General features: G+C 45.7%; 13 protein-coding genes. All 13 read left to right on the forward strand.

The features are described from left to right. The first annotated feature begins 17 nt into the window (after positions 1–17). The 13 genes from rlmD (at position 18) to rpoS (ending at position 14271) form a co-directional block, all read left to right on the forward strand. A complete protein-coding gene (gene rlmD, locus F0229_RS05505) occupies positions 18–1337 on the forward strand; it encodes a 23S rRNA (uracil(1939)-C(5))-methyltransferase RlmD (protein WP_017059037.1) in 1320 nt (439 codons plus the stop codon). A 135-nt stretch (positions 1338–1472) separates the two neighbouring features. Next, complete coding sequence (gene relA, locus F0229_RS05510) at positions 1473–3695, forward strand: GTP diphosphokinase (RefSeq protein WP_017063212.1); 2223 nt, start codon at positions 1473–1475, stop codon at positions 3693–3695. A gap of 210 nt (positions 3696–3905) precedes the next feature. Further along, positions 3906–4703 carry a nucleoside triphosphate pyrophosphohydrolase gene (gene mazG / locus F0229_RS05515; RefSeq protein ID WP_171732421.1) on the forward strand — a complete coding sequence of 266 codons (798 nt, stop codon included), beginning with the start codon at positions 3906–3908 and terminating at the stop codon, positions 4701–4703. Between the two features lie 150 nt (positions 4704–4853). Next, entirely contained in the window at positions 4854–6494 is a 1641-nt protein-coding gene (locus tag F0229_RS05520; protein WP_017063214.1) for a CTP synthase, read from the forward strand. 81 nt (positions 6495–6575) lie between these two features. After that, entirely contained in the window at positions 6576–7874 is a 1299-nt protein-coding gene (gene eno, locus F0229_RS05525) for a phosphopyruvate hydratase (RefSeq protein ID WP_017063215.1), read from the forward strand. 401 nt (positions 7875–8275) lie between these two features. Further along, positions 8276–8557, forward strand: a complete 282-nt coding sequence (gene ftsB, locus F0229_RS05530; protein WP_010435786.1) for a cell division protein FtsB — start codon at positions 8276–8278, stop codon at positions 8555–8557. Next, entirely contained in the window at positions 8557–9258 is a 702-nt protein-coding gene (gene ispD / locus F0229_RS05535; protein WP_017067355.1) for a 2-C-methyl-D-erythritol 4-phosphate cytidylyltransferase, read from the forward strand. Before ftsB ends, ispD begins: the two co-directional genes overlap by 1 nt. A gap of 2 nt (positions 9259–9260) precedes the next feature. Continuing rightward, positions 9261–9740: a 2-C-methyl-D-erythritol 2,4-cyclodiphosphate synthase gene (gene ispF, locus F0229_RS05540; protein WP_171732422.1), complete on the forward strand. Its 480-nt coding sequence runs from the start codon at positions 9261–9263 to the stop codon at positions 9738–9740. Between the two features lie 22 nt (positions 9741–9762). Continuing rightward, positions 9763–10809 (forward strand): tRNA pseudouridine(13) synthase TruD, encoded by a 1047-nt coding sequence (gene truD, locus F0229_RS05545; RefSeq protein ID WP_171732423.1) that lies wholly within the window; start codon positions 9763–9765, stop codon positions 10807–10809. An 81-nt stretch (positions 10810–10890) separates the two neighbouring features. Continuing rightward, positions 10891–11634 carry a 5'/3'-nucleotidase SurE gene (surE, locus tag F0229_RS05550; RefSeq protein ID WP_171732424.1) on the forward strand — a complete coding sequence of 248 codons (744 nt, stop codon included), beginning with the start codon at positions 10891–10893 and terminating at the stop codon, positions 11632–11634. Next, positions 11635–12261 carry a protein-L-isoaspartate(D-aspartate) O-methyltransferase gene (locus F0229_RS05555; RefSeq protein WP_171732425.1) on the forward strand — a complete coding sequence of 209 codons (627 nt, stop codon included), beginning with the start codon at positions 11635–11637 and terminating at the stop codon, positions 12259–12261. A gap of 34 nt (positions 12262–12295) precedes the next feature. After that, positions 12296–13192: a murein hydrolase activator NlpD gene (gene nlpD, locus F0229_RS05560; protein WP_171732426.1), complete on the forward strand. Its 897-nt coding sequence runs from the start codon at positions 12296–12298 to the stop codon at positions 13190–13192. A gap of 98 nt (positions 13193–13290) precedes the next feature. After that, positions 13291–14271: an RNA polymerase sigma factor RpoS gene (gene rpoS, locus F0229_RS05565; RefSeq protein ID WP_171732427.1), complete on the forward strand. Its 981-nt coding sequence runs from the start codon at positions 13291–13293 to the stop codon at positions 14269–14271. Positions 14272–14274: the final 3 nt, after the last annotated feature.

Consider the following 14274-nt stretch of genomic DNA (forward strand, 5'->3'; position numbering starts at 1 on the left):
TACATTAGGCACAAGCAATGGCACGTTTTTTCCAACCAAAAAAGAAAACTCAACTCGAGACCAAGCATCAATCGGTTTTGGTTGAACGAATGGATCACAATGGCGCTGGCATCGCTTATCAAAAGAATAAACCGGTTTTCATTGATGGCGCATTGCCCGGTGAGCAGGTGGTTATTCAACTTACTGAGAGCAAAAGTAAGTTTTCGCGAGCTAAACTCATCAAGTTATTGAAGCCGAGCGAGCAGCGTTTAAAGCCGTTTTGTAAGCACTTTAATCAGTGTGGTGGCTGTCACCTTCAACACCTAGGTTACTCTTCTCAGGTTGAGCATAAATCGCAATCTCTGACGCACCTGATGAGCCAATACCAAACGGCGAACACTGAAGTTGCACAACCTATTGTCGGTGATGAAACCGGTTATCGACGTCGCGCACGTATCAGCCTATTTGTTGATAAGAAGACACAACAGCTTCAATTCGGTTTCCGTAAGAAGCAGAGTAAGCAGATTGAAAACATCACCGACTGTGCCGTGCTTGATCCTCGCCTTAATGTGTTGCTGCCAAAACTGAAAAATTTACTGAACACTTTCAACAGCCTTACGTCTTTAGGACACGTTGAATTGGTGTTGGGCGATACTGGCCCTGTTATGGTTCTACGTCACCTTAAGCCTTTGGTTGAAAAAGATGAGCAAGCGCTGATTGCGTTAGCAAAAGAAGAAGGCGCTACGCTGTACTCGATGCCTGAAACCGATAAGTTGGTCCGTCTGGTTGGTGATGCGCCTAGCTACAGCGAAACTGGCGTGACGTTACCGTTTGAGCCAAACCACTTTATCCAAGTAAACCAGAAAGTGAATCAGCAGATGGTGGCTCAAGCGATTGAGTGGCTAGAACCTCAAGCGGATGAGCGAGTGCTCGACCTGTTTTGCGGCTTAGGGAATTTCAGTTTGCCTATCGCGCAACAATCGGCGTTTGTGGTTGGCGTAGAAGGCGTTGATGAAATGGTTCAGCAAGCCACATCTAATGCAGCGTTAAACCAGTTAAGCAATACGGAATTTTACCAAGCTAACCTTGAAGAAGACTTATCTTCACAGCCTTGGGCAAAAGAGAAATTTGATAAAATCTTACTTGACCCAGCTCGTGCTGGAGCGAGTGGTGTTGTTGATCAAATTTCAGCGTTAGGAGCGAAGCGTGTGGTTTATGTTTCGTGTAATCCTGCTACTCTAGCTAGAGATTCAGAGAGCTTAGAAAAGCAAGGCTACCAATTAGCCAAACTTGGTATGTTGGATATGTTCCCACACACTAGCCATTTAGAATCGATGGCTCTCTTTATCAAGGCTTAAAGGCCCGTAAATAAGGCTTAAAAATGAATGACAAAGGCGCAGGGACACCTGCGCTGATATCAATATGGTCGAACTAACTTGGAACCAGTTAGTCATATTGAATTGGGTATAAAACAGAATAACTAGGAAGGCACGATGGTTGCGGTACGAAGCGCACATTTAAACCCAAGCGAACAGTTTGAGCTAGAAAGTTGGATTGCGTCATTAAAGCAAGACGCAAAAACCTCGAATAAACTGAACAAAGTTTATCGTCACTGTGAAGAGCTATTAAAAGATCATGAGCAAGCATCACTCTTGCTATGGCGTGGACGCGAGATGATTGAAATCTTGGTCACGCTGTCGATGGATCGTGCAACATTAGTCGCAGCACAACTCTTCCCAGTGGTATCAAGTGGCGTTTTTGAACGCGAAGCCTTCGAAGAAAGCTACGGCAAAGAAATCGTTAAGCTGATTGACGGCGTTGAAGAAATGGCGGCCTTGGGCCAGCTAAACGTGACCCTTGAAGGCAGTGCTGCCTCGGGTCAAGTTGATAACGTTCGCCGTATGCTACTGGCGATGGTCGATGATTTCCGCTGCGTAGTCATCAAACTCGCTGAACGAATCTGTAACCTTATCGAGGTAAAAAAAGCGCCTGATGCTGTGCGTCGCGCGGCCGCAAAAGAGTGTTCTAACATCTATGCCCCACTGGCAAACCGTTTAGGTATCGGCCAACTTAAGTGGGAAATCGAAGATTACGCATTCCGCTACCAACAACCAGATACCTACAAGCAGATTGCAAAACAGCTGTCTGAGCGTCGTATCGTTCGTGAACAATACATCACAGATTTCGTTGATGATTTAACCGCAGAAATGCAGCGTTCAAACATCAATGCTGAAGTGAGTGGCCGACCAAAACACATCTACAGTATCTGGCGCAAAATGCAGAAGAAAGGCTTAGCCTTCGATGAGCTTTTTGACGTACGAGCAGTACGTATTATCGCTGACCAGCTGCAAGACTGTTACGCCGGCCTTGGGGTGGTACACACTAAATACAAGCACCTCCCGAGCGAATTTGATGACTATGTGGCGAACCCTAAGCCAAATGGTTACCAGTCGATTCATACCGTAGTACTTGGCCCTGAAGGCAAGACCATTGAGATTCAGATCCGTACTAAGCAAATGCACGAAGACTCTGAGCTTGGTGTGGCGGCGCACTGGAAGTACAAAGAAGGAGCTTCAAGCGGCCGTAGTGGCTACGATGAGAAAATCACTTGGTTGCGTAAACTTATCGACTGGCAAGAAGAGATGTCGGACTCTGGCGAGATGCTGGATGAGGTACGTAGCCAAGTCTTCGATGACCGTGTATACGCATTTACTCCACGTGGTGACGTGGTCGACTTACCAATGGGCGCAACCCCGTTGGATTTCGCCTACCACATCCACTCGATGGTCGGACACCGCTGTATCGGTGCCAAAGTAGCGGGGCGTATCGTACCGTTCACTCATAAACTATCGATGGGCGATCAAGTTGAGATCATCACGCAGAAAGAGCCGAACCCATCTCGTGACTGGTTAAATCCAACCACAGGTTTTGTTCATTCTGGTCGAGCTCGAGCGAAAATCAACGCTTGGTTCCGCGCACAAAGCCGTGAGAAAAACCTAGAAGCGGGTCGTGATATCCTGGAAGTTGAGCTAGCGAAAGTAGGCGCAACCCTAAAAGATGCTGATCAATACGCACTAAAACGCTTTAACGTGAATACGCCAGACGAACTCTATGCAGGTATTGGTAGTGGCGACTTGCGTATTAACCAAGTGGTTAATCACATCAATGCGCTAGTGAATAAGCCAACGGCGGAAGAAGAAGACAAGAAAGCGCTAGAGAAACTGCTTGAGTCGGAAAACAAGCCGGCACAACAGAGTCGTCCGAAGAAAGATGCGGTAGTGGTTGAGGGCGTTGATAACCTAATGACGCACCTAGCGCGTTGCTGTCAGCCAATCCCAGGTGATGTGATTAAAGGTTACATCACTCAAGGTCGTGGTATCTCAGTGCACCGCGCTGACTGTGAACAGCTAGGCGAGCTAAGCGTGCATGCGCCAGAACGTATCATTGATACCGTTTGGGGTAATGGCTTTGTCGGTTCATACATCCTAACGCTGCGTGTTGAAGCGCTAGAACGTAATGGCTTGTTGAAAGACATCACCTCACTGTTCTCGAATGAAAAGATCAGCGTGACCACAATGAAGAGCCGCATCGACTACAAGCGTCAGCTATCGGTAATGGATTTCGATTTGGAAGTGACCAATATTGAAATTCTGAGTCGCGTTACCAGCCGAGTAGAACAAATCAAAGATGTTATGTCTGTCAAAAGGTTGGGGTAGGCCAAAATACTATCCACGTCATTCCCTACAGTGAGGGACGAACGTGATAGGGAATCTCGTAAAGCGATTTGAGATCCCCAACTCGCTCATTCTTCGCTCTTGGGGATGACGGAAAGAATAGAAAGGTGAGTGGTTTTGGCTGCTCGCCTTTTTTAGTTTTAGAAGACGTTATAAATTTAAAAATCAAAGACAGTGAATAGGAAGAAAACGATGAATCACCCGATTGAACAACTTGAACAGATTATGACTAAGCTGCGCGATCCAGAAGGTGGCTGTCCTTGGGATTTGAAACAAAATTTTGAAACAATTGTGCCGCATACTATCGAAGAAACCTACGAGGTGGTGGACGCGATTCACAACAAAGATTGGCCGAACCTACAAGAAGAACTGGGTGATCTGCTATTTCAGGTGATTTTCTACAGCCAGCTCGCCAAAGAGCAAGGGCTGTTTGAGTTCTCTGATGTGGTCGATGGCATCAATGAGAAGCTAACGCGCCGCCATCCGCATGTGTTTTCTGATACTGAGTTTGCCAGTGATGAAGAAATCAATGCCAATTGGGAAGCGGAAAAAGCCAAAGAAAAAGCACAAGCAGGCAAAACTCAAGAAAGTATTCTAGACTCAATACCAAACTCTCTACCTGTACTTTCGCGTGCTACAAAAATTCAAAAGCAGGTCGCGAAATATGGCTTTGATTGGGACTCAATTGGCCCAGTCGCCAATAAGGTATTAGAGGAAGTGGACGAGGTGCTAGAAGAAGCACTTCAAGTGACGCCAAACGAAGAATTGGTTGAAGAAGAGCTGGGGGATTTACTGTTCGCGACCGTTAACTTGGTACGACATTTAGGTAAAAACCCAGAATCGGCACTCAATAAAGCCAATCTCAAGTTTTCGCGTCGCTTTAAAGGGGTGGAACAAAAAGTTCGTCAGCAAGGTAAAAATTTGACCGATTTTTCACTACAACAGCTTGATTCCATGTGGGGTGAAGTCAAAGTGGCGGAGAAAAGATAACCAAAGCTTTTATCATGAATTGATTTGAAGCAAAAAATAAAAAATAGCAGTGTGATAGATTTCACGTTGTGGCGATAAGGGGCTTCTGGTATATTTTCATCCCGTCCAGAAGTAGTCCATTTCCCTCATTCAACCAATTTCAGGTTAAACATGACGACAAATTACATTTTTGTTACTGGCGGGGTTGTATCCTCTCTAGGTAAAGGTATTGCTGCAGCATCTCTTGCGGCTATTTTAGAAGCTCGTGGTCTTAAAGTGACTATGATGAAGCTTGACCCTTACATCAACGTTGATCCAGGCACTATGAGCCCGACTCAGCACGGTGAAGTGTTCGTTACGGAAGATGGCGCTGAAACAGACCTTGACCTTGGTCACTATGAGCGATTCATTCGCACCAAGATGACTAAGCGTAACAACTTCACTGCAGGTCGTGTTTACTCAGACGTACTCGCTAAAGAGCGTCGCGGTGATTACCTAGGTGCAACTATTCAGGTTATCCCACACATCACTAACTCTATCAAAGAGCGTGTAATTTCTGGCGCAGCTGGCCACGATATTGCGATCGTTGAAGTTGGTGGTACGGTTGGTGATATCGAATCTCTACCATTCATGGAAGCGATTCGTCAGCTAGCAGTAGAACTAGGCCGTGAACGCGCAATGTTCATGCACCTTACTCTAGTGCCATACCTAGCAGCTGCGGGCGAAGTGAAAACTAAGCCAACGCAACACTCTGTAAAAGAGCTACTGTCTATTGGTATTCAGCCAGACATCCTAGTTTGTCGTTCAGACCGCAACATTCCTTCGAACGAGCGTAAGAAAATTGCTCTGTTCTGTAATGTGCAAGAAAATGCAGTTATTTCTATGCGCGATGTTGACTCTATCTACAAGATCCCTCAGCTTATTAAAGCTCAAGGTACTGATGAACTTGTATGTAAGCGTTTCGGCATCACAGCTCCAGAAGCAGACCTGTCTGAATGGGAACAAGTAATTTACGAAGAAGCTAACCCAACGGGTGAAGTGACGATTGGTATGGTTGGTAAGTACATTGAACTACCAGACGCATACAAATCAGTAAATGAAGCGCTAAAACACGCGGGCTTGAAAAATCGCCTAAGCGTTAATATTAAATACGTAGATTCACAAGACGTTGAGTCTCGTGGCGTAGAAGTTTTAGAAGGCCTAGATGCAATCCTAGTTCCTGGTGGCTTTGGTGACCGTGGTGTTGAAGGTAAGATTCTTGCTGCTCAATACGCTCGTGAAAACAAAGTACCGTACTTAGGTATCTGTCTAGGTATGCAAGTAGCACTTATCGAGTACGCTCGTAACGTTGCGAAAATGGAAGGGGCACACTCTTCTGAATTCTGTACTGAAACTAAGTACCCAGTTGTTGGTCTTATCACTGAGTGGACTGATGGCGAAGGTAAAGTTGAAGAGCGTACAGAAACATCTGACCTTGGCGGCACAATGCGTCTTGGTTCACAGCTTTGTCACCTAGCGAAAGGGACGAAAGCTTACGAATTATACGGTAGCGCGACGATCCATGAACGTCACCGTCACCGTTACGAAGTGAACAACAATCTTCGTCCACAAATCGAAAAAGCGGGCCTAAAAGTATCGGGTCTATCTGCGGACAAGAAACTGGTTGAAGTTATTGAGAACCCGAACCACCCATGGTTCGTTGCTGCTCAATTCCACCCAGAGTTCACTTCAACACCTCGCGATGGTCACCCATTGTTTGCAGGTTTCGTTAAAGCGGCTGGTGAGTTCCAGCGCGGCGAGTTAGAGAAGTAAAAAGGAATACAGGTAGCTGCGTAAGTTGTGCTGCTACCTTTAAATTTGACATTTATATATTCAACGAGAAGGAAACATTCAATGTCTAAGATCGTTAAAGTTCTAGGTCGTGAAATCATCGATTCACGTGGTAACCCAACTGTAGAAGCTGAAGTACACCTAGAAGGCGGTTTCGTAGGTATGGCTGCTGCTCCATCTGGCGCATCTACTGGTTCTCGCGAAGCTCTTGAGCTACGTGACGGCGACAAATCACGTTTCCTAGGTAAAGGTGTTCTTAAAGCTATTGAAGCTGTAAACGGCCCAATCGCTGAAGCTCTAGTTGGTACTGACGCTAAAGCACAAGCTGACGTTGACCAAATCATGCTTGACCTAGACGGTACTGATAACAAGTCTAAGTTCGGCGCGAACGCTATCCTAGCTGTATCTCTAGCTAACGCAAAAGCTGCTGCTGCTGCGAAAGGCATGCCTCTATACGAGCACATCGCTGAGCTAAACGGTACTGCTGGTCAGTTCTCTATGCCTCTACCAATGATGAACATCATCAACGGTGGTGAGCACGCAGATAACAACGTTGACATCCAAGAGTTCATGATCCAACCAGTTGGCGCTAAAACTCTTAAAGAAGGTCTACGTATCGGCGCTGAAGTATTCCACAACCTAGCTAAAGTTCTTAAGTCTAAAGGCTACAGCACTGCAGTTGGTGATGAAGGTGGTTTCGCTCCTAACCTTAAGTCTAACGCTGAAGCTCTAGAAGTTATCGCAGAAGCTGTTGCAGCTGCTGGTTACGAACTAGGTAAAGACGTTACTCTTGCTATGGACTGTGCAGCATCTGAGTTCTTCGACAAAGAAGCTGGTATCTACAACATGAAGGGCGAAGGTAAAACTTTCACTTCTGAAGAGTTCAACCACTACCTAGCTGAGCTAGCGAACAACTTCCCAATCGTTTCTATTGAAGACGGTCTTGACGAGTCAGATTGGGATGGCTTCAAGCACCAAACTGAACTTCTAGGCAACAAACTTCAAATCGTTGGTGACGATCTGTTCGTTACAAACACTAAGATTCTTGCTGAAGGTATCGAGAAAGGCGTAGCTAACTCTATCCTTATCAAGTTCAACCAAATCGGTTCTCTAACAGAGACTCTAGCTGCTATCAAGATGGCTAAAGACGCTGGCTACACTGCAGTAATCTCTCACCGTTCTGGCGAAACTGAAGATGCAACTATCGCTGATCTAGCGGTAGGTACAGCTGCAGGTCAAATCAAAACTGGTTCTATGAGCCGTTCTGACCGTGTTGCTAAGTACAACCAACTTATCCGTATCGAAGAAGCTCTAGGTTCTAAAGCTCCTTACAACGGTCTTAAAGAAGTTAAAGGTCAATAATTCGTCCTATTTGGCACTGTAGCTGCGTTAACTGCAGAAGATTCACTAAGTCACATAGGAAACTATGCTCCATAGCTGAATCTTCTTTGTTGCCTTGCTACAGCACCAACTAGTTAGAATTATGCACTAATACTTTTGAATGCCTCGCTTATGCGGGGCATTTTTTTGTCTGTAGAAAACTGAATGAAAGAAGCTCTAGGCTCTAAAGCTCCTCCTTGTCACATATAAAGTTCGTCATTCCCTAGACTGACGAAGGAAGGAGTAGGGAATCTCATTGTTTTCCTGACAATGACTCCCCGACTTATTGATTCCCTGACACCACATATCTCGCACCAATAAGCTCATTATGGTATATATGTGCCTTATTCTAGTTCCTTCTTTTTCAACCGGCGAAAGGTGTTATGCGAATTTTTGCTTTAGTACTGCTCATAGTGTTTGGCTGGCTACAACACACACTGTGGCTCGGTAAAAATGGTATCTCTGATTACTACGGTGTGAACAACGAAATCCAAGTTCAACAGCAAGTAAATGAAAAGCTGCATATTCGAAATGCAGAAATGTTTGCTGAAATTGACGATCTACGCCAAGGCTTAGACGCGATAGAAGAACGCGCACGTCATGAACTTGGAATGGTCAAAGAAGGTGAAACGTTTTATCGCATCATTGGTGAGGAATCCCATTAATGTCGACTCAACTTCAAAGCGTGATTGCCGTTGTACCTGCGGCGGGCGTCGGTAGCCGAATGAAGGCAGACCGCCCTAAGCAATATCTCAAGATTCACGGCAAAACAATTTTAGAGCACACCATTGAGAAATTACTGTCTCACCCACAAGTCGCTCAAATTGTCGTTGCGATCAGCGATGATGACCCATACTACCCTGATCTAGCACTCAACCTGAACCCGCAAGTGATCAGAGTGTCAGGCGGAAGCGAGCGAGCGGACTCTGTACTCTCTGCGCTAAACTATATCGCTGAGCAGCAGCTTAGTGATTGGGTAATGGTTCACGATGCGGCAAGGCCGTGTGTTCAGCTAAGTGATATCGACAAGCTAATTTCCGGCGCGATGAGCCATGATGTGGGCGCTATTTTAGCGGCTCCAGTTCGTGACACGATGAAGCGCGGTGCCCAAGGGCAGATCGAGCATACCGTTGAGCGTGCCGATTTATGGCATGCACTTACGCCGCAAATGTTCAGAGCAAAGCCTCTGTGGAAGGCATTAAGTGAGGCGTTGCAACAAGGCGCTTCAATTACTGATGAAGCCTCAGCCTTTGAATGGAAAGGTTTATCGCCCGCTTTAGTGGCGGGGCGTTCAGATAATTTTAAGATTACTCAGCCTGAAGATTTAGCGCTTGCTGAGTTCTATTTAAGTCAGAATAAGGAATAATGATGATTCGTATTGGCCATGGCTTTGATGTACATAAGTTTGGTGGTGAAGGCCCGGTAATTATTGGTGGTGTAAGCATCCCTTACGAGCAAGGTCTTATTGCACACTCAGACGGTGATGTTGCCCTTCATGCGTTGTGTGACGCTCTATTGGGTGCGATTGCTGCGGGTGATATTGGTCGTCATTTCCCTGATACCGATGACGAATGGAAAGGTGCGGATAGCCGTGAGCTACTGAAAGATGTTTACCGTCGAGTAAAAGAACAAGGTTACGTGATTGGTAATGCCGATATTACTATCATGGCGCAAGCTCCAAAGATGGCGCCTCATATAGACTCTATGTGCCAAGCTATTGCTCAAGACCTAGAAACCAACATTAGCAATGTGAATGTAAAAGCGACGACCACTGAGCGTTTAGGTTTTACAGGTCGCAAAGAGGGCATCGCATGTGAAGCGGTGGTCCTAATTACTAAAAGTGCGTAAGCACCAACACGAAAAGAACAGCATGTCAGATATTTTATCTTCATTGGCTTATCTAAACGGTAAACCAACTGCGAAAGCAAAACTAAAAGCAAAAGCCGAACACTTTGTCGTTAATGAAGACTTGGGTTTTGAGTTTGCTGGTGAAGGCGAGCACCTAATGGTTCGTATTCGTAAAACTGGTGAAAACACGAGCTTCGTAGCAAACGAGCTGGCTAAAGCTTGCGGTGTTAAGTCGAAAGACGTGAGCTGGGCGGGTTTGAAAGACCGCCACGCTGTGACAGAGCAGTGGTTGAGCGTTCACCTACCGAAAGGTGAGCCTGACTTTTCAGGGTTCTTAGCACAATACCCAAGCATTGAAATCTTAGCGACAGCGCGACACAACAAAAAGTTACGTCCAGGCGATTTAGTTGGTAACCAATTTGAGTTGACCTTGTCTGAAGTAACGGATTGCGATGATGTGGTCAAGCGTTTGGAAAAAGTCGCTCAAGTCGGTGTGCCAAATTACTTCGGTGCTCAGCGTTTTGGTAATGAAGGTAACAACTTATCTGAAGCTCGTCGTTGGGGCCGTGATAACGTTCGTACTCGTAACCAGAATAAGCGCAGCTTGTACCTTTCTGCGGCTCGCTCGTGGATTTACAACCTGATCCTGTCGGACCGTATTGAGCAAGATGCGTTTGCATCGGCATTGGTTGGCGATATTGTCATGAAAGACGGCGCTCAACTGGCAGTAACAGCAGACAACATTGAAGCTGTAAACCAAGACATTGCGAACGGTTCTGCTTTGATAACTGTTGCTTTGGCTGGCGATAATGCCTTACCAACGATTGATGAGTCTCAAGCGTTAGAGCAAAAACATCTTGATTCTGAACCTGACCTAATGGCGCTGATTCGCGGTAACCGCATGCGCCATGACCGTCGTGAAGCATCGTTAAAACCAACCGATTTAACTTGGGAAGTGAACGAAGATAATGTCACTCTTAAGTTCTCTCTAGACGCAGGTTGTTTCGCAACCGCTATCGTTCGAGAGTTGGTTGAAGAAGTACACGTAGAGAGAACCTACGAGCAATAACGATTCTGCTTGGAGCTGAGTCACTTGATATTGGAATTTAAGTGACTTGGCTTAGCATGGGAACAAAAGAAAGGATACAAGATGAAGATTTTACTCAGCAATGATGATGGTGTGCACGCTCAAGGTATTCATGAGCTGGCAAATGAGCTACGTGATCTTGCTGACGTTATCATTGTTGCCCCTGACCGTAATCGCTCGGGTGCGTCAAATTCATTAACTTTAGAACAGCCTCTGCGTGTTCAAGAGATTACTGAAAATACCTATTCGGTACAAGGAACACCGACCGACTGTGTGCATTTTGCGTTAAACGAACTGCTAAAGAATGACATGCCTGATCTGGTATTAACGGGCATTAATCACGGTGCTAACCTGGGTGATGACGTGCTTTATTCCGGCACGGTGGCTGCAGCAATGGAAGGGCATTTTCTAGGCGTTCAATCGGTAGCGTTTTCTCTGGTGGGAAAAAAACATTTTAAGACAGCGGCAGCGATTGCTCGTCGTATTGTCGAACAACATTTAGCAAACCCAATCCCGACCAACCGCTTGTTGAACGTAAACGTTCCTGATTTAACCTTAGAACAATTGTCTGGTACTCAGGTGACGCGCTTAGGTGCTCGTCATCACGCTGAAGATATGATCAAGCAAAAAGACCCGCGTGGTCACGATATCTATTGGCTTGGCCCTCCGGGTAAAGAGCAAGATGCCGGTGAAGGTACCGATTTTTACGCGATTGAGCATGGCTTTGTGTCGGTAACACCGTTGCAGGTTGATCTGACGGCGCATGAGTCGTTGGGTGCGATGGCAACATGGTTAGGGGAGAAGTAAGTGAGTAATCCGCAAGCTGAGCGTTTAATTACTTTCCTGATTGAAAATGGTATTCAGGATCAAAAGGTTCTTGATGCGATTTACCAACTGCCGAGAGAGAGCTTTTTATCACAGGCGATGTATCACCAAGCCTATGATAATAATGCGCTGCCTATCGGTCAGGGTCAGACAATCTCACAGCCATACATTGTTGCTAAAATGACAGAGCTACTTGAATTACAACAAGATAGCCGTGTCTTGGAGATCGGAACGGGTTCTGGTTACCAAACTGCGGTATTGGCTCAACTTGTTGATCATGTGTATTCGGTTGAAAGAATAAAGTCGCTACAATGGGACGCTAAGCGTCGGCTAAAGCAGCTCGATTTTTATAATATTTCAACCAAACATGGTGATGGCTGGCAAGGTTGGTCCTCTAAAGGTCCTTTTGATGCGATCATCGTAACCGCTGCTGCAGAGTCTATTCCTCAAGCACTTTTGCAACAGCTGAAAGATGGCGGTCGTCTATTGATTCCGGTTGGTGATGACGAACAACAGTTATTGAAGATCGTGCGTCATGGTGATGAGTTTTTATCGAGTGTCATCGAGATGGTGCGATTTGTACCTCTGGTTCCTGGTGAGCTAGCTTAATAAAAGACTTATGGTGTAGGTGGATAGAGAGTCGATGCGTTCGAAGTTGTTAAAAGGAAGCTCCTTACTGCTTAGCTGTGCACTTGTTGGGTGTGCAGCGAATTCGCCTGCGCCAGTTTCAAGCCTAAGTAAAAACTACTCATCGATTGATCGCGGTAGCTATCGCGGCAGTTACTACGAAGTGAAAAAAGGCGATACGCTTTATTTCATCGCGTATGTCACCAATAAAGATGTACAAGATCTGATTAGCTATAACAAACTTGCAGCCCCTTATACCATCCACCCAGGGCAGAAGCTTAAGTTGTGGCGTCCTAGCTATAACGCACCAGCGTATGGTAAGACAACGGTTGCGGCAGCAGCAGTTGCTGCCCCTGCGTCGACTGCAAGTAAACCTAAAGCTACTTCGCAACAGAGCAAAAACTCTAAACCTGCGCCAGCTCAAACTACAGCCAAAGTGGCGAAAAAAGATCCACCAAAGAAGGTTGAACAATCCAAATCAAAGGAGTATGTTGGGTCTAAAGGTAAACAGAATGTTACACCGTCCACCAAACCAACAAGTGATAAAGTATCCAAATGGTTATGGCCAACAAAAGGGAGAGTAATTAAGAATTTCTCTGTAGGCGAACAAGGAAATAAAGGCATAGACATAGCAGGACAGCGAGGTCAGCCAATAGTATCTACTGCAGGGGGAACGGTTGTTTATTCGGGTAATGCATTACGAGGCTACGGCAATCTAGTGATTGTGAAGCATAATGATAATTACTTAAGTGCATACGCGCATAACGACCGACTATTAGTATCTGAAGGGCAAAGTGTGAAACCAGGGCAGAAGATTGCAACAATGGGAAGCTCGGGAGCCAGCAGTGTTAGGCTGCACTTTGAGATTCGTTACCAAGGTAAATCCGTCAATCCAAAACGATATTTACCTTAAATACAATACCAACTAATCACGTATTGTATTGAGTGACACAGTCATTTAGCGACATATGAAGTTGTAATGTCATGCTAATTTCGCCAGGGGGAGGCGTTATGAGTATAAGCAATGCAGTAATCAAAGAAGAGTTCGATCTTGACCAAGTAACCACGGAATCGGAAACACTTGAACAAGAGAAGCGAACTGCTACCAAGAAAGCCGAAGTTAAAGAAGAAACAGAAGTTACTTCCAAGAGTTTAGATGCGACGCAACTGTATCTAGGCGAAATCGGTTTCTCACCACTACTAACCGCAGAAGAAGAGGTGCTATATGCACGTCGAGCTCTACGCGGTGATGAAGCAGCACGCAAACGCATGATCGAAAGTAACCTGCGTTTGGTCGTTAAAATTTCCCGTCGTTATAGCAACCGTGGTCTAGCACTTCTTGATCTAATCGAGGAAGGTAACCTAGGTTTGATTCGCGCCGTAGAGAAGTTTGATCCAGAGCGTGGCTTCCGCTTCTCAACTTACGCGACATGGTGGATTCGTCAAACCATTGAACGTGCGTTAATGAATCAGACTCGCACTATCCGTTTGCCAATCCATGTTGTGAAAGAGCTGAACATCTACCTACGTACTGCAAGAGAGCTATCACAAAAGCTTGACCATGAACCAACGGCAGAAGAAATTGCTTCTAAGCTAGATAAGCCGGTTGGTGATGTGAGCAAGATGCTTCGTCTAAACGAAAGAGTGAGCTCTGTTGATACGCCAATTGGTGGTGACGGTGAGAAAGCGCTGTTGGATATTATTCCAGACATCAATAATTCAGATCCTGAGGTTTCAACTCAAGATAGCGATATCAAGAACTCGTTGATTTTCTGGCTTGATGAGCTGAATCCTAAGCAGAAAGAGGTGCTTGCGCGTCGCTTTGGACTACTGGGTTATGAACCGTCAACATTAGAAGAAGTGGGCCGCGAAATCAGCCTGACTCGTGAACGTGTTCGTCAAATCCAAGTTGAAGGTCTTCGCCGTCTACGTGAGATTCTTATCAAGCAAGGTCTGAATATGGAAAACCTGTTCAACGTAGAAAACGACTAATTG

The organism is Vibrio sp. AIC-3 (assembly GCF_013114515.1).
Lineage (GTDB): Bacteria > Pseudomonadota > Gammaproteobacteria > Enterobacterales > Vibrionaceae > Vibrio > Vibrio crassostreae_C.